23 protein-coding genes and 1 tRNA gene are annotated in these 21,307 nt (G+C 62.5%); 12 read left to right on the top strand and 12 right to left on the bottom strand.

Annotated elements, in window-relative coordinates; all coding sequences use genetic code 11:
• Entirely contained in the window at positions 1-1,452 is a 1,452-nt protein-coding gene (locus tag JI744_RS09505; protein ID WP_202659989.1) for an FGGY-family carbohydrate kinase, read from the top strand.
• A gap of 158 nt (positions 1,453-1,610) precedes the next feature.
• On the opposite strand, the gene JI744_RS09500 is transcribed toward JI744_RS09505, so the two are convergent.
• A tRNA-Arg gene (locus JI744_RS09500) sits at positions 1,611-1,686 on the bottom strand.
• Positions 1,687-1,858: 172 nt separating this feature from the next.
• Here JI744_RS09500 and JI744_RS09495 point away from each other — a divergent pair.
• Together JI744_RS09495 and JI744_RS09490 are read left to right on the top strand one after the other, a co-directional pair.
• Entirely contained in the window at positions 1,859-2,896 is a 1,038-nt protein-coding gene (locus JI744_RS09495; RefSeq protein WP_328757187.1) for a LacI family DNA-binding transcriptional regulator, read from the top strand.
• 48 nt (positions 2,897-2,944) lie between these two features.
• A complete protein-coding gene (locus tag JI744_RS09490; protein WP_202659985.1) occupies positions 2,945-3,481 on the top strand; it encodes a glutathione peroxidase in 537 nt (178 codons plus the stop codon).
• On the opposite strand, the gene JI744_RS09485 is transcribed toward JI744_RS09490, so the two are convergent.
• Complete coding sequence (locus JI744_RS09485; protein ID WP_202659983.1) at positions 3,478-5,478, bottom strand: oxidoreductase; 2,001 nt, start codon at positions 5,476-5,478, stop codon at positions 3,478-3,480. The two genes, JI744_RS09490 and JI744_RS09485, sit on opposite strands and share 4 nt — an antisense overlap.
• Before the next feature lie 119 nt (positions 5,479-5,597).
• Between JI744_RS09485 and rnhA the strand changes: the two genes are divergently transcribed.
• A complete protein-coding gene (gene rnhA / locus JI744_RS09480) occupies positions 5,598-6,062 on the top strand; it encodes a ribonuclease HI (RefSeq protein ID WP_202659981.1) in 465 nt (154 codons plus the stop codon).
• Positions 6,059-6,694, top strand: a complete 636-nt coding sequence (locus tag JI744_RS09475) for a trimeric intracellular cation channel family protein (RefSeq protein ID WP_202659979.1) — start codon at positions 6,059-6,061, stop codon at positions 6,692-6,694. Before rnhA ends, JI744_RS09475 begins: the two co-directional genes overlap by 4 nt.
• On the opposite strand, the gene JI744_RS09470 is transcribed toward JI744_RS09475, so the two are convergent.
• Genes JI744_RS09470 through JI744_RS09460 form a run of 3 tightly spaced genes read right to left on the bottom strand, consistent with a single transcriptional unit; the run spans position 6,691 to position 10,033 of the window.
• Positions 6,691-7,389, bottom strand: a complete 699-nt coding sequence (locus JI744_RS09470; RefSeq protein WP_328757185.1) for an FkbM family methyltransferase — start codon at positions 7,387-7,389, stop codon at positions 6,691-6,693. The two genes, JI744_RS09475 and JI744_RS09470, sit on opposite strands and share 4 nt — an antisense overlap.
• 1 nt (position 7,390) lies before the next feature.
• Complete coding sequence (locus JI744_RS09465) at positions 7,391-8,218, bottom strand: hypothetical protein (RefSeq protein ID WP_202659976.1); 828 nt, start codon at positions 8,216-8,218, stop codon at positions 7,391-7,393.
• A gap of 27 nt (positions 8,219-8,245) precedes the next feature.
• Positions 8,246-10,033 carry a glycosyltransferase family 2 protein gene (locus JI744_RS09460; protein WP_328757183.1) on the bottom strand — a complete coding sequence of 596 codons (1,788 nt, stop codon included), beginning with the start codon at positions 10,031-10,033 and terminating at the stop codon, positions 8,246-8,248.
• 487 nt (positions 10,034-10,520) lie between these two features.
• On the opposite strand from JI744_RS09460, the gene JI744_RS09455 reads away from it, so the two are divergent.
• Genes JI744_RS09455 through JI744_RS09440 form a run of 4 tightly spaced genes read left to right on the top strand, consistent with a single transcriptional unit; the run spans position 10,521 to position 14,814 of the window.
• Positions 10,521-11,228, top strand: a complete 708-nt coding sequence (locus JI744_RS09455; RefSeq protein ID WP_202659974.1) for an FkbM family methyltransferase — start codon at positions 10,521-10,523, stop codon at positions 11,226-11,228.
• Between the two features lie 2 nt (positions 11,229-11,230).
• The gene (locus JI744_RS09450) at positions 11,231-13,366 is read left to right on the top strand and encodes a glycosyltransferase 61 family protein (protein ID WP_202659972.1); all 2,136 of its coding nucleotides are present in this window, start codon (positions 11,231-11,233) and stop codon (positions 13,364-13,366) included.
• Positions 13,363-14,268: a hypothetical protein gene (locus JI744_RS09445; protein ID WP_202659970.1), complete on the top strand. Its 906-nt coding sequence runs from the start codon at positions 13,363-13,365 to the stop codon at positions 14,266-14,268. The genes JI744_RS09450 and JI744_RS09445 overlap by 4 nt, the downstream gene beginning before the upstream one ends.
• Before the next feature lie 48 nt (positions 14,269-14,316).
• Positions 14,317-14,814 carry a transcriptional regulator gene (locus JI744_RS09440; RefSeq protein ID WP_202659968.1) on the top strand — a complete coding sequence of 166 codons (498 nt, stop codon included), beginning with the start codon at positions 14,317-14,319 and terminating at the stop codon, positions 14,812-14,814.
• On the opposite strand, the gene JI744_RS09435 is transcribed toward JI744_RS09440, so the two are convergent.
• Genes JI744_RS09435 through def (JI744_RS09410) form a run of 6 tightly spaced genes read right to left on the bottom strand, consistent with a single transcriptional unit; the run spans position 14,811 to position 17,962 of the window.
• Entirely contained in the window at positions 14,811-15,044 is a 234-nt protein-coding gene (locus tag JI744_RS09435; RefSeq protein WP_202659966.1) for a GlsB/YeaQ/YmgE family stress response membrane protein, read from the bottom strand. The genes JI744_RS09440 and JI744_RS09435 overlap by 4 nt on opposite strands.
• Positions 15,026-15,514 carry an EVE domain-containing protein gene (locus JI744_RS09430; RefSeq protein WP_202659964.1) on the bottom strand — a complete coding sequence of 163 codons (489 nt, stop codon included), beginning with the start codon at positions 15,512-15,514 and terminating at the stop codon, positions 15,026-15,028. The genes JI744_RS09435 and JI744_RS09430 overlap by 19 nt, the downstream gene beginning before the upstream one ends.
• Before the next feature lie 60 nt (positions 15,515-15,574).
• Positions 15,575-16,468 carry a methionyl-tRNA formyltransferase gene (gene fmt, locus JI744_RS09425; protein ID WP_202659958.1) on the bottom strand — a complete coding sequence of 298 codons (894 nt, stop codon included), beginning with the start codon at positions 16,466-16,468 and terminating at the stop codon, positions 15,575-15,577.
• Positions 16,465-16,968, bottom strand: a complete 504-nt coding sequence (gene def, locus JI744_RS09420; RefSeq protein ID WP_202659956.1) for a peptide deformylase — start codon at positions 16,966-16,968, stop codon at positions 16,465-16,467. The genes fmt and def (JI744_RS09420) overlap by 4 nt, the downstream gene beginning before the upstream one ends.
• Entirely contained in the window at positions 16,965-17,447 is a 483-nt protein-coding gene (gene def, locus JI744_RS09415; protein WP_202659954.1) for a peptide deformylase, read from the bottom strand. Before def (JI744_RS09415) ends, def (JI744_RS09420) begins: the two co-directional genes overlap by 4 nt.
• Entirely contained in the window at positions 17,447-17,962 is a 516-nt protein-coding gene (gene def, locus JI744_RS09410) for a peptide deformylase (protein WP_202659952.1), read from the bottom strand. The genes def (JI744_RS09415) and def (JI744_RS09410) overlap by 1 nt, the downstream gene beginning before the upstream one ends.
• 207 nt (positions 17,963-18,169) lie before the next feature.
• Here def (JI744_RS09410) and JI744_RS09405 point away from each other — a divergent pair, with 207 nt between their 5' ends.
• Positions 18,170-19,342, top strand: coding sequence for a MalY/PatB family protein (locus JI744_RS09405; RefSeq protein WP_202659950.1), 1,173 nt, complete (start codon positions 18,170-18,172; stop codon positions 19,340-19,342).
• Complete coding sequence (locus JI744_RS09400; protein ID WP_202659948.1) at positions 19,339-19,875, top strand: L,D-transpeptidase family protein; 537 nt, start codon at positions 19,339-19,341, stop codon at positions 19,873-19,875. Before JI744_RS09405 ends, JI744_RS09400 begins: the two co-directional genes overlap by 4 nt.
• Here the strand turns inward: JI744_RS09400 and JI744_RS09395 are convergent.
• Positions 19,865-20,215: a hypothetical protein gene (locus tag JI744_RS09395; RefSeq protein ID WP_202659947.1), complete on the bottom strand. Its 351-nt coding sequence runs from the start codon at positions 20,213-20,215 to the stop codon at positions 19,865-19,867. The genes JI744_RS09400 and JI744_RS09395 overlap by 11 nt on opposite strands.
• 175 nt (positions 20,216-20,390) lie before the next feature.
• Between JI744_RS09395 and cbiB the strand changes: the two genes are divergently transcribed.
• Positions 20,391-21,299 carry an adenosylcobinamide-phosphate synthase CbiB gene (gene cbiB, locus JI744_RS09390; RefSeq protein ID WP_202659945.1) on the top strand — a complete coding sequence of 303 codons (909 nt, stop codon included), beginning with the start codon at positions 20,391-20,393 and terminating at the stop codon, positions 21,297-21,299.
• The last annotated feature ends 8 nt before the right edge of the window (positions 21,300-21,307 follow it).

The following is a 21,307-nucleotide window of genomic DNA, read 5'->3' as shown; positions in this document are numbered from 1 at the left end:
ATGCGGGTTCTGGCGATTGACCAGGGCACGACCAACACCAAGGCCCTGCTGGTCGATGCCACGGGTCAGGTGATTGCCCGCGCCTCGGCCCCGATGACGACGCAATACCCGCATCCGGGTTGGGCCGAACAATCGGCAAGCGACATCTGGGCCTCGGTCCAGACCGTCATCGCGGCGATTGTGCGTGACCATGGCACACCCGATGCCATTGCCATCGCCAACCAGCGCGAAACGCTGGTGGTGTGGGATGCCGCCACATCGCAGCCCATCTGCCCGGTGCCAATCTGGCAGTGTCGTCGCACGGCAGAGGCTTGCGCCGCGCTGATTGAGGCCGGGCACGATGCGCAGGTTGTCGCCGCGACCGGGCTGGGGATCAACCCACTGTTCCCGGCATCAAAGCTGGCCTGGGTGCTGGACAATGTGGCAGAGGCCCGTGGCCTGCTGGCGCAGGGCCGCTTGCGGGCGGGCACGGTGGATGCCTGGCTTTTGTGGAACCTGACTGGCGGAGCGGTCTTTGCCACCGACCATTCCAACGCCAGCCGCACACAATTGTTCGATACCCGCAGCCTGCAATTTTCCGACGACCTGGCCAACTTGTTCGGTGCCACAACTGCATGCCTGCCGCAGGCTTTGCCGTCAGACAGCCGGTTCGGCGAAACCGCTACCGGAGCCACAGCCCTGCCCGCGGGTGTTCCGATCCACGCCATGATGGGCGACAGCCATGCAGCACTTTATGGCCACGGCGTTCGCGCGCCCGGCACGGTCAAGGCGACCTATGGCACCGGATCATCGCTGATGACGCTGACGCCGGGGCGCGTCGGCTCTGCCAATGGCCTCTCAGGCACGATTGCCTGGACCGACCAGCACGGCACCAGCCATGCGCTTGAGGGCAACATAACTGTTTCGGCGCAAGCCGCCGCCTTCATGGCCGGGCTTCTTGGCCGCAATGGCGCGGCTGACCTGTCCGATCTGGCGCAGACCGTGCCGGATGCGGGCGGCGTGGTCTTTGTGCCCGCGCTGGCCGGTCTTGGGGCGCCGCATTGGGATGATCACGCAACTGGCCTGATCACCGGGTTGACTCACAGCACCACCCCCGCCCATCTGGCTCGCGCTACACTGGAAGCAATCGCCCAGCAAATCGCCGATGTGTTCGAGGCGATGGAGCGTGACATCGGCCATGGCCTGTCCGGCTTGCGGGCCGATGGCGGGGCGTCGGGCAACGCTTTTCTGATGCAGATTCAGGCGGATCTGCTGAGCAAGTCGGTTCTGCGGTCGGATATTGAAGAAGTGGGCGCCCTGGGCGTTTCGGCGATGGCAATGGCCGCTATGGGCGAGGCGACTGAGCCGATGACGGATGCAGCAACGCCCTTCCAGCCACAAATCGCACCCGCTGCCCGCGCGACATGGCGCAAGCAATGGGCCAGCGCCGTCAGCCGGGCACGAATGGGGTAGCCCGTCCGAGAGCGACGTCGGCTCTTGCGAAGTCATGCCAAAGTGCCGGTTTGGCGAGCCGCCTGGAACGATTGCACGACCAACTCCGGTGGCGCGCGGACCAGATACGCCAAATCAGGCAGCGCCCCTCAAAAACCGACCCAACCTATTGATTTTGCTGGTGACCCCGGCAGGACTTGAACCTGCAACCTTCCCCTTAGGAGGGGGACGCTCTATCCGTTGAGCTACGAGGCCACACAAGCGTTTTGCCCCGGATCAGTTGGCAAGGCAACGGGGCAAACCGGGCAAGTGTGCAATTCGCGGCCATCGAGGCCCGGTTGCGGCGGCCGCAGGGATGGACAAGCCGAGTTTTGCCGCTAACATTGGCTACGCCTTCCTTCAGGCCTTCTTTCAGGACAGCCCAAAAGTGACCAAACCCTCCGGTTTCGACTCCCGCCGCCCTCTGACGCTTCGTGATGTCTCCGAAGCCTCCGGTGTCAGCGAGATGACGGTCAGCCGGGTGTTGCGCAACCGGGGCGATGTGTCCGAGACGACCCGCGAAAAGGTGTTGGCCGCAGCCCGGACGCTTGGCTATGTGCCCAACAAGATCGCCGGGGCGCTGGCCAGCCAGCGTGTCAATCTGGTGGGGGTGGTCATTCCCTCGCTGTCGAACATGGTCTTCCCAGAGGTGATGACCGGCATTTCAGAGGTGCTGGAGGATACCGGCCTGCAACCCGTGGTCGGTGTTTCGAATTATTCGCCCGACCGCGAAGAGGCTGTCCTTTATGAGATGCTGAGCTGGCGCCCGTCCGGGATGATCATCGCCGGGCTGGAACATACACCCGCCTCGCGCGCCATGCTGGCACAGGCTGGCATTCCCATTGTCGAGATCATGGACATCGACGGCGAGCCGGTAGATTCTGCCGTAGGCATTTCCCACCGCCGCGCCGGCCGTCAGATGGCCGAGGCGATCATCGCCGCCGGCTATCGCCACATTGCCTTCATGGGCACCCAGATGCCCAACGATCACCGCGCCCGCAAGCGGCTGGAAGGGTTCGAGGATGCACTGGCCAAGGCGGGGCTGAAACTGGTTGACCGAGAGTTTTATTCGGGCGGATCGGCGCTGCTGAAAGGCCGCGAGATGACCGAGGCCGTTCTGAAACGCAACCCTGACATCGATTTTCTGTATTACTCCAATGACATGATCGGCGCGGGCGGGCTGCTTTACTGTCTTGATCAGGGTCTGGACGTTCCCGGCAAGATCGGGTTGGCCGGGTTCAACGGCGTTGAGTTGCTGGACGGGTTGCCGCGCAAACTGGCCACAATGGATGCCTGCCGGTTGGAGATCGGGCGCAAGGCCGCCGAGATCATTGCCGGCAAGGGCCATGATGGCATCATCGGCGGTGAGGTGCTGGAATTGTTCCCCACCTTGCAGCCGGGCGATACAATCCGCAAAATACCGTGATCCATCCGAGCAGGCCCGACGTATTCCCCTTGAAATAGGAGGATCGACATGCCCCTGCCCCGCCTGACCAGCCTTATCGCAGGTCTGACACTTGCCGCAGCCAACCCAGCCATCGCCGCTGGCCCTGCGCCCAACTTTACCTTCCAATCGATTGATGGTGGCAGCTATGACACCGCAGACTGGCGTGGAAAGCCTGTTCTGGTCGTCAACACCGCTTCGCTTTGCGGCTTTACACCGCAGTATGACGACCTTCAGGCGTTGTCCGATGCTTATAAGGGCCGCGCCGTGGTGCTGGCTGTGCCGTCCGATGATTTCAATCAAGAGTTGGGATCAGACAAGGACGTCAAAGAGTTCTGCGACGCGAATTTTAACCTGACGCTGCCAATGACCACGATCCAGCATGTCGCCAAGGGTGAGGTTCATCCGTTCTATGCCTGGGCAAAGCAGACCCAAGGTTTCACGCCCGGCTGGAACTTCAACAAGGTGCTGATCGGGCCGGACGGGCAATTCATCAAGGCCTGGGGGTCGATGACCAAGCCCGGGTCATCGGCGATTACCAAGGAAATCGATGCCCTGTTGAACTAAAGCCGCGCCGCAAGCCTTGCACCCTGATCAATCGCGCGTTTCGCATCCAGTTCTGCCGCAACATCTGCACCGCCGATGATGTGATGCGCGATGCCCGCCGCCGTCAGCCGGCCCGACAGGCTGCGTTCCGGCAATTGCCCGGCGCACAAAACCACATCATCGACCGCGATAACCTGTTCTTGCCCGTCCCGCAGCACCACCAGTCCCTGATCTGTGATCGACTGATAGGTGCAACCGCCGGTCATCCTCACCCCCTTGGCCATCAGGGCGGCGCGGTGAATCCAGCCCGTGGTCTTGCCCAGACCCCGACCCGGCTTTTCCGGTTTGCGCTGCAACAACCAGACCTCGCGCAGCGGCGCCTCTGGCTGCGGGTCAGCCAACCCACCCGGCGTTGTCGCCGGATCGCCCACCCCCCATTCCTGCCGCCACAGCGCGGGGTCGGTGGTGGGGGAATGCCCCGTCACCAGATATTCCGCCACATCAAAGCCGATGCCGCCCGCACCGACCACGGCCACCCGTTTGCCCACCTTGGCCCCGCGCAGCACATCGATATAGCCAAGCGCCCGGTCCTGCCCCGGAATGCCCGGATCGCGCGGGGTGACGCCGGTGGCGATGACCACCTCGTCAAAGCCCGCCAGCGCATCGGGCGTGGCTTCGGTATTCAGGCGTGTTTCCACCCCCAGCCGCGTCACCTCGGTTGTGAACCAGCCCACCAGCCCGTGGAACTCCTCTTTCCCCGGCACCTGCTTGGCCAAGTTCAACTGCCCGCCCAATTCGCCAGCGCGGTCGAACAGTGTGACCTTGTGGCCCCGCTCTGCCGCAACCATGGCGCAGGTCATTCCTGCTGGCCCCGCGCCCACCACGGCCACCTTTTTGGGGGCTTCGGTCGCGGTGTAAACCAGTTCCGTCTCATGGCAGGCGCGCGGGTTGACCAGACAGCTTGTCAGCTTGCCCGCAAAAGTATGGTCCAGACAGGCCTGATTGCAGGCGATGCAGGGCGCGATCTGCGCCGCGCGCGCGCTGGCCGCCTTGGCCACGAAATCCGGGTCGGCCAGAAACGGCCGCGCCATGGAAACCATGTCCGCCAGCCCTTGGGCCAGCACGCCTTCGGCGACCTCGGGCGTGTTGATCCGGTTGCTGGTAATGACCGGAATGGAAACCTCGGGCCGCAACCGTCCGGTCAGATCGGCAAAGGCCGCGCGCGGGACCGAGGTTGCGATGGTGGGCACCCGCGCCTCGTGCCAGCCGATCCCAGTGTTCAAGATACTTGCGCCCGCCGCCTGCACCGCCTTGGCCAGCATTACAACCTCGTCCCAGCTTGACCCATCGGGGATCAGGTCAATCAGACTGATGCGGTAGATCAGGATGAAATCATCCCCCACCGCCGCGCGCACCCGGCGCACCACCTCGACCGGCAGGCGCATCCGGTTTTCATAAGGCCCGCCCCAACCGTCGGTGCGCTTGTTGGTATGGCGCACCAGAAACTGGTTCAGGAAATACCCCTCGGACCCCATCACCTCTACCCCGTCATACCCGGCCTCTCTGGCGTGCGCCGCGGCGGTGGCGATGTCGGCTATCTGCTTTTCGATTCCTGCCTCATCCAAAGCCTTTGGCGGAAACGGCGAAATCGGCGACTTGATGGCAGAGGCGGAAACACACTCTGGCCCATAGGCATAACGCCCCGCATGAAGGATTTGCATCGCAATGCGCCCGCCCTGCCCATGCACCGCATCCGTTACGCTGCGATGATGCGCAATATCCTCCGCCGAAAACAGGCCAGACGCGCCAGGAAACACCCCGCCCTCCCGGTTCGGCGCCATGCCCCCCGTCACAATCAGGCCCACCCCACCCCTGGCCCGCGCGGCATAAAAGGCAGCAACGCGCGCCCAGTCCCCACGCTCTTCCAGATTGGTGTGCATCGACCCCATCATCACGCGGTTTTTCAGCGTGACATGGCCCAGATGAAGCGGTGCCAGCAGGTGCGGATATTCGGTCATGGTCTCCTCCATCTCGCCAGATTGCCCGGTCATTGCGCCGCCGTCACGCGCAACGCCGCGTCATGCGCCAGTTGAACTGCGCCCCCCACCCCGCTAGACAGCGCGAAAAGGATGCGCCGATGCCGGAACTTTTCGCCTATACAGACGGAGCCTGCTCGGGCAACCCCGGTCCCGGTGGCTGGGGGGTTCTGATGATTGCCCGCGAGGGCGGGGCGGTGATGAAAGAGCGCGAGCTTTCTGGCGGAGAACCGCAGACCACCAACAACCGGATGGAACTGATGGCCGCGATTTCCGCGCTGGAGGCGCTGAACCGCCCGGTCGAGATCACCATCGTGACCGACAGCGCCTATGTGAAAAATGGCGTGACCGAATGGATTCACGGCTGGAAGCGCAACGGCTGGCGCACCGCCGCCAAAGACCCGGTGAAGAATGCCGAGCTGTGGCAACGCCTTGATGCCGCCCAAGGCCAGCACAAGGTAACCTGGCGCTGGATCAAGGGCCACGCGGGCCATGCCGAGAACGAACGCGCCGATGCCTTGGCCCGTGCCGGGATGGCCCCGTTCAAGCCGGGTGCGGCGGGATGATCCCCGGCCTTGCCAGCGCGCTGGATTATGGGTCGGTGGCGGTCTTTGCCCTGACCGGGGCCTTGGTGGCCAGCCGGTCGCAACTCGACATCGTCGGGTTTGTCTTCATCGCCTGCCTGACGGCAGTCGGCGGCGGCACGCTGCGCGATGTGATCCTTGACCGCCCGCCTTTGTGGATTGCCGATCCTGTGTTGCTGGCCGTTGCGGCGGGGGCGGCCATTCTGGTGTTTTTCACCGCCCATCTCTTGGAAAGCCGCTACCGGACGCTGGAATGGCTGGATGCCTGTGCGCTGGCCGTGGCCGTGCCCGCAGGGGTTGCCGCCGCGGTCGAGGCCGGACAATCCGGCCCCGTCGTTCTGGTCATGGGCATGATCACCGGCTGCATGGGTGGCCTGTTGCGCGATGTGGTTTGCAACGAGGTGCCGCTGGTCTTGAAACAAGGAGAGCTTTACGTCACCTGCGCCTTTGCCGGGGCGTTGGCGGCGGTTCTGGGTGGATGGGCAGGCGTGCCGCAAGGCGCCGCCCTGATCCTGTGCAGCCTTGTCACGCTGATCCTGCGGACGGGCAGCCTGACCCTTGGTTGGCGGCTGCCGGTCTACCGCCCCCGTCCACCGCAGCAGCCAAAGCGTTAAATCCAGTCAAGATTCACCCTTCCTGCCGGGTATTTCTCGGCGAAACCTTCGCGGATGGCGCGATAGCGGTCACGCAGATCGCGGAACTTGCGCTCATGCGTTTCTGCCACCAGACAGCGCACATGGGCAAACAGATCCTCGGCATCCATCCGCTCCAGAATCTCCAACTCTGCCCCTTCGATGTCCATTTTGACAAAGGCGATGCCGCCACGCTCGACCGACTTTTCGCGGACCAATGTGGGAAAGTCGATCAGCGGCACCTCAACCGAATTGTCCGCATCAATCCGCCGCCCGCCATCCAGAATGGTGCTTTTGACCGAGGCCCCCGTAGGGTTCGTCTCAAAATTATCGGCCCGCATCAGGCGTACGGTGCCCGTGCCCACGCCGACCGCGGCATTGACCAGCGTGACATTTGGGGTATCGGCAAATTTCTCCTGCAAGGCGGCAAAAGCAAAGGGGTCCGGCTCATAGGCGATCACATCGGCGCCGGTCGCAGCCAGAACGGCCGTCACCACACCCATGTTGGCCCCGCAATCCATCACCAAATCACCGGGGCGCAGCATGGCGCAGACGCCGGCCAGAAAGCCCTCGGCGCTGGCCTTGCGCAGGTTGCGCTTTTGGCGGCGGATCAGCGCCTCTGCCTTCAGCTCGGCCTTGCTTTTTGCTTCGGTTGGGGTGGGTTCGCCGCGGTCCACCTTACTCCTCCAACGCCTTTGCAGGGTCCACACCCTCGACCGCACACATCCGTGCGGCATAGGAATTTGGCAGCGGCACGTTCTTGCGCCACCACGGCTTGGTACCGTTGGTGTAAAGGTGAACCGACAGGGTGTTGTCGGTAAAATGCCCTTCAACCCGGCCATAGGGGTCATAGAACACATCGTTCAACTGGAACGGCACCGGATACAGATAATCGGGCGTCAGGGCCTTTTCAAAATCCCCCGTCTGCTGGGCGAACCAGGTAAAGGCCTGCGGGCCAAAGGCGGTACGCTCGGCGTTATAGATGCGCACCGCTTGCGGCAGGCTGGTCTCCTGCTTGTCGATCTTCTTGCGCTGCTGCTTGTTGAACCACGCCGGGGCGGCGGGCAAATTTTCATAGTAATCAAGCAACTGGGCCATCAGCTCACCATTTTTGGGGATGTAGACCACCCCGCAGTTCAGCGCGCCGCGAAACCCGTGGCCGGCAAAGATATGGGTCATCTCGTCGGGGAAAGGTTTGTGGCAATAGGCATCACAATCTATCCAGACCGCATCGGTTGCCTGAATCATCTTGTAGCGGAACACGTTTGACAGAAAGGATTCAGAGGTCTGCCGCACGATATCCATGTCGATCTTCATGATGTCGCTGGCCGGGCGGACTGTGACCCCTTCGGGCACATTCGTCACGGTGTCGGTGCAATACAGCGTCGTCGGATGGCCCTGACGCACATGTGACAAAAGGCAGATCTGGTTCAGATAGTGCAGCTTTTCGCCGATCCAAAGCGAGGCGACGGGGCGGCGGACGGGACTAGCAGAAGGTGTGGGCATCTTGGGCTCTCTTTCACAGGCAAAGGGTCATGCGTCGGGCGCATCGTCCGGCTCGGGTTCGGGCACGGCGGAAAAGCCAAGCGCAACGGTTGGCGGCAAGTCGAAATCGGGACGGTAGCCAAGCGCGACAAGCATCTCTGCCACGGGGCCAAGCTGGCCGTTCCAGCGCTCAACCAGCCGTCCGGTCAGCAAGATTTGTGCCGGACCTGGCAGCGGCAATGCGGGCAGCAACGACATAAGCAGTTCGGGCGAAAGCTGCGGGTCCGACAAAATCAGCGTTGCGGGCCGGTGCAGACGCAGCCATTCGACCACAGCCTCTTGCGTCACAGGCGCATCCAGCACTTGAAACCGCGGCCCAATCTCTCGCGCGCTTTGGCTACACAAGCGCAGCATCACATTCCGGAATGAATGTTCGCTTTCCTGCGCAACCACCGTCGCATCGCCACGCGTGTTGGCCAGATTGACCGCAAGAAAGCCCTCTGCCGCGCCAACAAACAGGGCCTTGCCACCCTTTGGCACGATCTGCGGCAGCTTTCGCGCCAGAATACGCTGAAATTTACCCTTGCGTATCAGCGGCATAGCCACCGGTGAAAACAACCGCATGTCCAGCGGCACCTGAACCTGATGGTTCGCCACATATTCCATCGGCAGGTCGGCATCGGTGTCCAGCGGGCCAGGCAGATACAGGCCCTCGGGCTGGGGCTCTTTCGGTTCGGCCAGTTTTTCCTTGCGCTCACTCCGTGCCTTCAGCCCGCGCTGCTTTTCAACATCCGACATCAGCGCCGCGATCTTTTCCTTGTCACGGGCTACGGGCGGTTTGGCGACGATCTGCGACAGCGGAACCTGGCTGGCCTGGGCCAGATCGGTGACCAGCTGGTGATAGGCCTCGGTGCCACGCAACTCGGCCAGCCGCGCCTCGGCGCGATCAACAGCCGCGAAATGCAAGCGGTTCAGCACCGGGTCTTGCAGCAACTGCGCAATCAACGCATCCCGCTGCGGTTTATAACGCAGCATGGTTTCGTCGCGCACCTCGTTACGATCCTGCAAGCTCCAGTAATCGTTGTTATATTTGTCTTTCTTGTTGTTCACGTTGCCGCGCATCTTGCGGATGGCATAACTGTCCACCGACTTGACCGCATAGTGGTTCAACTGCACCCAGTCATATCCCACGGTGCGGGTGATCGACCGCCAGCCACGAAACTTGAAGTAATCCTCCATCTCGCGGCCCGACCCGTTCAGCCATTTGACCTGATCGGGATAGTCGGTCTTGATCCAGCGGGTTTTCATCTTGGGTCGGTGGATGCCCAGCTTCCAGTGGTCAGGGTCAAAGCGGAACAGCGTCTTGACGCCCCAACCCTTGTTCCAGGTCTGGGGGGCAGCCAGCAGGTATTGCTCGGTCACGGGTGCGCGCGACCAATCGACCACCCCGCCAGAGCCAAAGATGCGCCAGGTCACCACAATACCATTCGCGCCCAGATCTTTGGCCGCGCCAATCAGGCCGTCCAGCGTGCCGTCGCCATAGGGGATGGACAGGAACTCATCGGCATCGAATACCATCACCCAGTCAGACTGGCAGACGACAGGCTCTTCCTGCGCGTGGTTCAAGGCAGAGGGTTGAGGGCGCAGACCTTCGGGAATGACGTTGCGGCGGTGGTGGCACAGACCCAACTCTTCCAGCCGGATCAGCATGTCATCGGTGCCATCCGAACAATCGTTCGTGTAAACCACCAGATCGGTGAACCCCAGCACCAGATGATGGGCGACCCATTCGATCAGAAACGGGCCTTCGTCCTTCATCATGGATACAGCCGTCACCTGGCCATGCGGGCTCTTGTGGCGTTTGAGCGCAAAATCGACCGTGCCCCAGATTTCCGACGCACCAAGAGGCCGAGAAGGGTTGAGGGAAACCGGCGGTTTCACAGCCTTTGCATTTTTGACGGGTTTCGCGGCCAAGCGGGTCATTCCAAGATGAACAGACCCTGCGCAGACACCTGCGAAGGCCCCCGATTGCGGACAGGAAACGAAACAAAGCCCATCGTCAGGACTGCTACCATCTTGCTGAACCGTGATCGCGCTACGATCACCTTGCCACTCTGCCTCGGACTGCTGCGAAGTTCTTTCGCTTGTTTACAGGGAATTTAGGTCGGTGCGGCCAGCACGGGCAAGCAGAAAGCATGTCTACGCAAGAATTGGATTCGACGGTGACATTGCAACCACGACCCGCCATACTGTTTACCAGAGCAGAACACCCGTTTGCCAGAACAGAACACCGGCCAATCAGAGCCGCAGAACGGAGTATGACGTGACCAACACGGCAGACGCCCCCACCGAAACCCGGATCGTCGCAACGATCCACGGCGTTCAGGTGCCGCAATCGCCGCATTTCGGGCCGGCCATGGTGCAAAGCATCACGGATGGCCGCTATGAGCGGGGCGAGATAGAAACTGGCCTTTCCGCCATTCCCGAAGGCGCGCGCATTCTGGAAATGGGGACCGGGTCGGGCATTGTCGGCGCGGTGATGGCCCTGAATCGCAAACCGACCGCGATGCTGTCGGTCGAGGCGAACCCAAACCTGCTGCCGCAGATTTCGGCGCTTTATCAGCAAAACGGGCTGCAAGATTCTATAACCCTCCGCCATGGTGTAGTGTTTTCTCAACCCAACCCTCCGGCGATGGTCGAGTTTTTCGTTGCTGGCAACTTCCTCGGCTCTGGTCTGTTTCGCCCCGAAGACAAAAAGCGTACGGCCGTTCAGGTTCCAGTGATCCCGTACGACACGTTGAAGGCCGCATTCCCGCATGATGTTCTGATGATGGACATCGAGGGGGCAGAGCTGGATTTTCTGCGCCATGCCGATCTGTCTGGTGTCACGCTGTTTCTGGCAGAGTTCCACCGCGACATCTATGGCCGCGAGGGGATGCGAGAGTGCCGGCACCTGCTGGACAAGGCGGGCTTCGTGATCGATGACACCCTCTCGCGGGCGGGCGTTCACGTCTGGCGACGACGGGCGTAACGATGCAGGATCACCCGATCAGCGATGCCCTTATGGCAGAGACCTACGACCCCGGCGGCGAGGATAGAACCGGCCCTGCCGCACCCGGTCGCTTTGCCCCACCGCCAGAAGCGCGCGACGCGGCAAGTGCCGCCGCCACGCCCGCCTTTCTGCTGCGTGGCGGTCTGGTCGATGCCTGGTTTCAAAAGCGCGGCGATACCCTGCTGGTCACCTTCGACAATCTTGCCTCGGTGGGCGAATATGATCCGCCGCAGCCTTGGCTGATGGCACTGTCAGAGCGGCTGGGCCTGTCGGTACTGGGCATTCTGGCCAGCCGCAAGGATTGGTATCGCAACCCTGATGCCCCGGCCCTGATCACGACGCTGCGCGATGCCGGTCTGTTCGACGGGTTTCGCCGCATTCTGTTCATCGGCACGTCGATGGGCGGGTATGCGGCGCTGGCGTTTTCGTCGCTTGTGCCGCAAGCCGCCGTTCTGGCCTTTTCGCCGCAATCCACCCTGTCGCGCCGCATCGCGCCCTTTGATCTGCGCTATCGCTATGGCCAGCGCCGGTGGGACTGGACAACGCCAGAGTTTCTGGATGCCGCCGCCTCGGTTACCGATGCCGAAGTGTGGCTGGCCTATGACCCCTTCGTTCCCGAAGATCGTGCCCATGCCCGCCGGATCAGCGGGCCGAACGTACGGCACTTGCCCCTTTCGCATATGGGCCACCGCGCCATCCGAGAGGTGAAGTCGGCGGGTCTGCTTGATGATCTTATCGGCGATATTGCCCTTAGCCGGTTTCACCCCCGCGCCTTTGCAATGGCGCTAAAGGTGGGTCGGGCCGATCCCGCGTGGCAGCGGCAGTTTCTTGGCCATGCAGAACAGCTGGGGCACTATCGCCTTGCCTTGGCCGCTGCCCACAAATTGATGACCGATCTTCCCGACGTTCGATTTCCGAAACGCGCCGTTGCCCGGCTGGAGGGGATGCAGAACCGCCCGCCCGCCATGCCCGACGGGATGATGCAGATCGCACTGGGTGACCCGAAACCGCCCTTTTCCGGCACCATCGAACGCTTGTCACGCGCGCTGATCTTGCCCGAGCGAGAGGGCGACACGCGGCTGGCTTCTGGGGTTTTGCGGCGCGACGGCAGCTTTGCCAAACTGTCACGCGCCTGGATACGGGCGCGCAAGGCCACGCCCGCCCCGACGCTGCAAGCCGATGAACACATCGCCTTTCTGCCCGGCCAGCACCTGTTTGCCGGGCATCTGCGCGGCCATTTCGGACATTTTCTGGTGGAAAGCACCGCCCGCCTTTGGGCGCTGGACCATCTGGGCCTGCGGCCGGATTCGATCTTTTATCTGCCCTATCGCGGGGCGCACCATGAAACCGAACGGGTGATCCGGTCACAAAAGCCGCTGTTCGATCTTTTGGGCATCGATGTGCCGATCCGTACCTATCCGGGCGCCCTACGGGTAGAGCGGCTTTATCTGCCCGAACTCGGGTTTGGCTGGGAAGAGCGCTATGCGGGCAGCCCGGCCTACCGCGCTTTCATGCAGGGACGGCTGGGGGCTGCGGCGGTGCCCGAAGGCGGGGAGCGCCTTTACATCTCGCGCGCAAGGCTGGCGGCGCAGCGCGGTGGCATTCTGGGCGAGGCAGTGATCGAGGAAAACCTTGCCCGCGCGGGATATGAGATTTTTCACCCTGAACGCCATCCGGTTTCGGTACAGATCGCCCGCTACAAGGCGGCGCGCAGCATCGTGGCGCTGGATGGTTCTGCCCTGCATCTGGCGGCCTATGTCCTGCAACCGGGCGCACAAGTGACGATGATCCTGCGCCGGTCCAGTGCGAATGTGGATGATTATCTGCTACAATTCCGCAGCTTTGCCGGTGTCACACCCAATGTGGTCGATGTGATCCGCAACGACTGGGTGTCCGGCGATGTGACCCGGCCCGACTACAGGTCCGTCGGAGAGTTGAATTTTGTCCGTCTGTTCGACCGGCTCAAGGCGCTTGGCCACCTGCCCTACAATTTTCGCCCTGCCCTGCCCGCCGAGGCAGACATTGCCGCGCTGCTCGAAGCGCAGACTGAACGGCGGGGCGAGCCGTTCCGCGCCCTGACCAAAGGCGAACGCCACCCGGACGAGGCTGATCCATGACGCCGAAACTATCGGTCTATTTCATCGTCGAGCCGCCAGAGTATCAGGTTCTGGCCTGCTATCTTGCCGCCTCGTTGCGCGAACAATTCGGCCAGACCGTGCAATTGATCGGCTATTGCCCGGCGGCAAAGTTTTCCACCATCGCCCCCGATGTTATCACCGCGCTAGGCAAGATGGGCTGCGACGTGCGCCCCTTTGAAACCACCGGGCGCTGGGACCCGGCCTATCCCCATGGCAACAAGATCCTTGCCACGCTGGAACCGCGCGAGACCGAGTTTTCCTGTTTTATGGATTCCGACGTCCTGTGCATCCGCAAGAACGATGTCGCCAACCTGATCTGTCCCGGCCATGTGTCACTGACCCCAGCGGCCAGTATGAACTGGGCCAAGCAGGATGTCTGGAAGATCATCTATGGGGCTGCGGGAATGGAAATTCCCGAAGAGCGGCTGATGCTGATGAAACAGAAACGCGGCAAACCGCGCATTCCATACTTCTCGTCGGGCCTGTTCTGCTTTCCGCAACATCACCGCAATGCAGAGGGCAAAACCTTCCCGCAGGTCTGGTACGATCTGGCCCGTACGCTGGATGCCCACCCCGATATTCCGCACAAGCGCCCCTATCTGGACCAGATCAGCCTGCCCCTTGCCATCCGCAAGGCAGGCTTGGCTTGGAACCTTTTGCCCGATGAGCAGCATTTTATCCTTGGTGGCCGCGCCCGCGGCGAACCCCTGCCCGAAGGTCGCCAGATCTATACCGTGCATTACCGGCAATGGCCCATTCTGAAAGAGGTTGGCCTGCGCTGGAAGGCGCGCAAGATGCTGCTTAATCAGGCGGGCACCAAAAGCGTTGCGGTCGAACCTGCCGAAGAAACCCAGCCGCAAGCGGCAGAAGCGATGGAATAGCCCACGCGGCCCCTTTGAAGTTCCTGAACGATCGGTCACCCTAGCGCCATGTCACGCCCCCGCACCCTTCCTGATACGCAAATCTTCGCGCTGGTTTTGTCTGCCCTGTCAGATCAGGGCGAAAAGGCCGTCAGCTTTGGCAACCTGTCTCGGGCTTGCGGGCTTGCTCCGGCCACGTTGGCCCAGCGTTTCGGCTCGGTCGATGGCATGATCCATGCCGCGCTCCTTGCGGAATGGGATCGTCTGTCTGCTGCGGTTGAGGGCGAAACCGCCGATCCCGACAAGGGCGCTCAGGGTCTGCTCAAGCACCTGCCAACGCCAAGTGCCGCCGTGCTTGCCGTCAGCCTGCGCAATGCGGCCTTGCGGCAGCGGGCCGAAGACTGGCGCGCCCGTGTCGAAACCGCCGTGGCCGCGCGCCGCGGTGGTGGCCCAAAAGGCCGAGAGGTGGCGGCGATGCTGGTCGCGGCGTGGTATAGCCGTCAGTTGTGGGATAGCCTTGGGGCCAAGGGCTTCAAACTGTCCGATCTGATGAAGCGGTTGGGCTAGCGCCCGTATTTCTGCCACAGCCAGACCAAGGCCACCGCGCCCAGAACCGCGCCGACAAACCCGGCCATCCAGACCGCCATGGTCACCAGCGCGCGCAGGGCGAACCCGCCGACCAAGGCTCCGGCCATGCCGATAACCACCGTTGTGGGAATATCTGCCTCCCAACCAAAGGCGCGTGTCGCCAGAAATCCAGCCGCCGCGCCGATGATGATCAGAAGAACGATGCCCATGGCTCACACTCCGCGTTGACGGGTGAGATATGGGGATCGGGCTGCGCCTTGTCCATGCCCAGCATGGCCCGCGCGATCAGTGCGAAATCATGGCGCGACAATTCGCGGTGACCATAGCGGAACACCATCCCCCAAGAGGTCTGGCCCCGCGTCAGATCCAGCCGGTTCAGCAGCAGGTGGATCGGGGCAGGCTGCGCATCTTGCCAGATCACGCCGCGCCGCCAAGGCACAAAGCCACCGCCCATGTCATGTTGCCAGGCCTCGCCTTCCGCCAGCCTTCCGATGGCGCTAAAGGCCATGACCGGCGCACCTCCCCGCATCAGCGTGCGGGGGGAATAAATCACCACGCCGTCACCGGGACGCATCCGCCGCAGGGGCGCGGTCTTGCCGTGGCAGGCCTGCACGATGCCTTCGGCCCGCCCATGTGCCGCGTGATCAGCCGAAGCCGTAATAACCCAAAACCGTTCCATCGTGCGTACCCTCCGTTTGATCAGGGTATCGCACGGGCCTCCTGTCATATCCTGACAGGATCAGCCCAGAACTTCGGGCAGTTTCAGGCCGTTCAGCAATTCTTTCGCCGCTGCGGGCCGCTTACCCTCGCGCTGCGCCTCCAGCACCTCTATTGCGCCGGTGCCGCAGGCAATCACCCAGCCGCCCAGCACCCGCCCCGGCACACCACGGCCCGGTGCAAGGCGGCAGCGCAACAGCTTTACCCGCTCACCTCCGACATCGCACCAGGCCCCCGGAAACGGCGAAAGACCCCGGATCAGCCGGTCAACCTGTGTCGCGGGTCTGGTCCAGTCAATCCGCGCCTCGGCCTTGTCGATCTTGGCGGCATAGGTCACCCCCTGATCGGGCTGCGGCACCGCTGCCATGGGCAGTTGGTCAAGCGCCCGCAAGATCAGCCGCGCGCCCATGGCCGACAGCCGGTCATGCAGATCGGCCGTCGTCTCTTCGGCCCCAATCGCCACCGCCTCACGCAGCAGCACGGGGCCGGTATCCAGCCCCGCCTCCATCTGCATGATGCAGATGCCCGTCTCCGCATCGCCCGCCATGATCGCTCGGTGGATCGGCGCGGCCCCGCGCCAGCGCGGCAAAAGCGAGGCGTGGATGTTCAGGCACCCAAGGCGCGGCGCATCCAGAATGGCCTGTGGCAAGATCAGCCCATAGGCCACCACCACCGCCACATCGGCCCCCAGCGCGGCAAACTCCGCCACGGCCTGATCCGTGCGCAGCGAAACCGGGTGGCGCACCGGCAGGCCTAGCGCCAGCGCGCGGGCATGAACCGGGGTTGGCCGGTCGGCCTTGCCGCGCCCGGCGGGGCGGGGGGGCTGGCAGTAAACCGCAACAATCTCATGGGCCTGATGCAGCGCCTCCAGCACCGGCACCGAGAAGTCGGGAGAGCCCATGAAGACGATTTTCATCCCCGTCTCCGCAGCTTGTCGGCCTTGGCGATCAGCATCTTGCGTTTCAGCGGGGTCAGGTGGTCGAAATACATCTTGCCCGCCAGATGGTCGATCTGATGTTGCGCCGATGTCGCCCACAGGTTCACAAAATCGCGGTCTTCCCACGCACCCGCCGCGTTCAGAAACCGCACCGTCACCGCACGCGGGCGGCGGATCACGGCCGAGACGCCGGGCAGATTGGGGCTGGCTTCGTCATGTTCCCGGAACTGGCCACTGGCGTGCAGCACCGAAGGGTTGGCCATCAGCACCGCTTGCCCCCGCACATCGGAACAATCGACCACAGCCAGCCGCAGGGGCACCCCGATCTGAACGGCAGCAAGGCCATAGCCCGGCATCGCCTCCATCGTCTCAACCATATCGGCCCAGATCGCCCGCACCTCATCGGTGATTTCGGCCACATCGGCGGCAGGCTGGCGCAGCACTTGCGCGGGCCATGGGATGCAAAGGCGCGCCGTCATGCCAGCGCCGCCTCGGCGGCTGCCCGCTCGACCGGGGGAATCCGGTCCAGCGTCAGAATGCCGTCCAGATGGTCATATTCATGCTGGGCGCAGATCGCGGCAAAGCCGGTCAGGTGGTCTTCCCTCTCCACCCCGTCCAGCCCGGTATAGCGCAACCTGATCTCGCTGGCGCGCGTCACCTCTGCCGTCACACCGGGAATGGAGAGGCAGCCCTCTGGCCCCGTTATCCGCGCGGATGATCGCCATGTGATGACCGGATTGATGCAGATCACCGGCGCGGGCGTGCCTTCTTTCCACGTCGCATCCATGACGAACAGCCGCAGCAACTGGCCAACCTGTGGCGCGGCCAGCCCCCGGCCCGGTGCTGCATACATCGTTTCCAACATATCCGCAGCCAGTGCCGACACATCGCCCGTCACCGGGGCGCAGCGTTCCTCAAGCCGCGCATCGGGCCAGCGCAAAATGGGCAAGACCGCCATCAGACGGTCCGCGCCCGTTCGCGTTTCAGCTTTTCCATCTTGCGCGTGATCATCTGGCGTTTCAGCGGCCCAAGGTAATCAATGAACAACTTGCCATCCAGATGGTCGATCTCATGCTGCACGCAGGTGGCCCAAAGCCCGTCGAACACCCGCTCTTGCGACTGGCCGTCCATATCCATCCATTCGACGCGCACCGATGCCGGGCGCTTGACCTCGGCATATTGGTCGGGAATCGACAGACACCCCTCTTCATAGCTGGACAGGTCTTCCGAGGCCCAAGTCACCCGCGGGTTCAGCAGCACCAACGGCTCTGGCGGGCCATCCTTGGCGCAATCCATCACCAGAACGCGCAGCATAACCCCGACCTGAGGCGCCGCCAGCCCGATGCCCGGCGCCTCATACATCGTTTCGAACATATCGGCGGCTAGCACGGTGATTTCGGGCGTGATCTCGCCCACTGCCTCGCAAGGCTTCTTGAGACGCGGATCGGGATGAATGAGGATAGGGCGCTTCATGTCCGGGATTTACGGCGCAGGACAAATCGGTGCAAGAGGGATGGGCAAATCCGGTCATAAACCGGCAGCACGATTGCGATAGGATAAAATACCAGTAATTTGTTCAAGATCAGTACTATGTTCTGAGTTTTTTATAAAAATAGGGATGATTTACTGATATCAACCCATTATCAGGAATTTACGACACTCGAGAGACAGGCAGGACAAATGGACTTCGATACTCCGATCAACCGCTTTGGCACCCATTCCGTGAAATGGGATTCGATGGAAGGCCTTTATGGCATTCCCGCATCGGACGGCCTCGCGATGTGGGTCGCCGATATGGATTTCCGTCCGCCCGCCTGTGTGCAGCAGATGCTGGAAAAGGTGCTGGCCCATGGCATCTATGGGTATTACGGCGAAGATGGTGCCTATCTGGATGCGATCCGCTGGTGGATGGAGAACCGTCATGGCTGGACGATCGAGCGGGATCAGATCTTTACCACCCATGGGCTGGTCAACGGCACCTCGCTGTGCCTGCAAGCTTTCAGCCAGCCGGGCGACCGGATCGTTCTGACCACGCCGGTCTATCACGCCTTTGCCCGCGTCATCAAAGCCTCGGGTCGCGAGGTGGCAGAGATGCCGCTGGCCACCCTTGATGGTCGGTATGAAATGGATTTCGCGGACTGGGACAGCCGGATGACCGGGCGCGAGACCATGTTCATCCTATGCTCGCCCCACAACCCAGGTGGCCGGGTCTGGACGCAGACAGAGCTGCGCGGCGTGGCCGATTTCTGCAAACGCCATAACCTGATCCTCGTCTCGGACGAGATTCACCACGATCTGGTGATGCCGGGCCACAAGCACATTCCCATGGCCATCGCCACGCCCGACATTGCGGATCGTCTGGTGATGATGACGGCCACCACCAAGACCTTCAACATCGCAGGCGCACACACCGGCAATGTGATTATTGCCGATCCCGCACTGCGTGCGCGCTTTGCCAATGTGATGATGGCTTTGGGCATTTCCGGGAACTCTTTTGGCATGTTCATGGCCACCGCTGCCTATTCCCCGGAAGGCGCGGTTTGGGTCGATGCGCTGTGCGGCTATCTTGATGGCAACCGCAAACTGTTCGATGCCGGGCTGAACGCCATTCCCGGCCTGCGGTCGATGCCACTGCAAGCGACCTATCTGGCTTGGGTCGATTTTGCGGGCACCGGCATGGCCGCCCCCGAATTTACCGACCGCGTGCAAAAAGGGGCCCATATCGCGCCCAACCATGGCTCGGCCTTCGGACTTGGCGGCGAAAGCTTCCTGCGGTTCAACCTCGCCACGCCTCGCGCCAATATCGAACGTGCGGTCGAGCGGATGCAGAAGGCCTTTGCTGATCTGCAATGAAATGGTTGGCGCGGTTCTTTACAGCCCTGATCCTGCTGTCCTTGATGGCACTTGGATTGGCCGCGCTGTACCTGCGCCCCTCTGACCCGCTGCCGACCCAGCCACCCCTTGTGGGGGTGGTCGAACGGATCGTGGTTGAAAAATCCGCGCGGCGGCTGGTGCTGTATCAGAACGGCGTCATCGTTCGGGAGTACCGCGTCGCCCTTGGCTTTCAGCCGCAGGGAACCAAGGTGCGGCAGGGCGATGGCCGCACGCCCGAAGGCCTTTACCGGATCAACCGGCGCAATGCCGCCTCGGCCTATCACCTCAGCCTCGGTCTGGATTATCCTCACCCGACCGATATAGCCCGCGCCCGAGCGGGCGGCTATGATCCCGGCGGCGATATCATGATTCACGGCCAGCCCAACGCCTTGCCCGACATGGCAAAGGTTGCCGGTGACTGGACGGCAGGTTGCATTGCCCTGACAAATGCCGAAATGCGCGAGATCTGGGCCGTCACCCCAACCGGAACGCCGGTCGAGGTCAGGCCTTAGGCAAATAGGCGACCGGCAGGCTTTCGTCGCGCCAATAATCCAGCGCAGGCTTGTCGCTGACGGCTGTGGCGCGCTTGAAGGTGCAGATCAGCTCGTTTCCATCCAGCTCCGAGGCGATGATCAGGCATTGCAGCACATGGCGCGACCCGTCGTAAATATCGACCAGCCCGCGCAGATGCGACAGCCCTTCAACCTGCAAGGCCATGCCGTCAACCCACAGCCGCAGCACCGGATATTCAACCTGATCGACATGCACCCGCAGCCGCGATTTGCGCCGCTGGCGGGTTTGCTGCGCGGCGCGCAACTGGTCGCTCAACTCTTTGCTCAGAAATTCCAGCATGGCCACCTCCCCCGCAATCAGATTAGCCCCGATTCCGGTTTTGGCAGCCTAACATGCCGATGTTGCGGATTTGTTATGTCTGTGTTGCGGCAATGCTGCACAAATTCGCGTCCTGCGCGTGTTGCCTTTCGCCTCACAATCCGCTCTTGCTGCGCCAACCGTGATGCAGGCCCCGATGACCGCAATTCTTTTGCTTCCCGCGATGATTCTTGATGCCCTGCTGGGCGAACCCGCAACGTTGTGGGCGCGCCTGCCGCATCCTGCCGTGCTGATGGGACGTCTGATCGGCTGGCTGGACCGGCGGCTGAACCATGGCGAAAATCGCCGCGCGAAGGGTGTTGCCGTAACGGCGGGGCTTGCTGTTGGCGCCTGGTATCTGGGAACCGTGATTGCCGCACTGCCGTTGGGCTGGCTGTGGCAGGTGATCATCGCCGCGATCCTGTTGGCACAGAAAAGCCTGGTCGATCATGTGCAGGCCGTGGCCGATGGCCTGCGACGGTCGCTGCCAGACGGCCAGCGCGCCGTGGCGATGATCGTCGGGCGCGATACGGCGGTGCTGGACCAATCGGGCGTAGCCCGATCGGCCATCGAAAGTGCCGCCGAGAATTTCTCGGACGGGGTGATTGCACCTGCCTTCTGGTTTCTGGTGGCGGGTCTGCCGGGCATTCTGGTTTACAAAATCGCCAACACCGCCGATTCCATGATCGGCCACCGCACCCCCCGGCATGAACAGTTCGGCTGGGCCGCCGCGCGTTTTGATGACCTTTTGAACCTGATCCCCGCACGCCTTTCTGCGGTGCTGATCGCAGTGACGCATGGCTGGACCGATCCGCATCCGATCCTGCGCGACGCGCCCTTGCACCGCTCGCCCAACGCGGGCTGGCCCGAGGCGGCGATGGCCGTCGTACTGGATGTCGCCATTTCTGGCCCGCGCAGCTATCACGGGCAAATGGCGCAGTTTCCCTGGGTCTGGCCCGAAGGAAAGCGCGACCTTGGTGCTGCGGATATTGACCGCACCGTCACCGCCCTGTGGCGCGGCTGGTGTGGCATGGTTGCGCTGGTTTGCCTTGTGGTGCTGTTCTGAAAGGACCA

The organism is Fuscibacter oryzae, assembly GCF_016765795.1.
Classification (GTDB): domain Bacteria; phylum Pseudomonadota; class Alphaproteobacteria; order Rhodobacterales; family Rhodobacteraceae; genus Fuscibacter; species Fuscibacter oryzae.
This window is presented reverse-complemented; position numbering and strand designations above follow the sequence as displayed.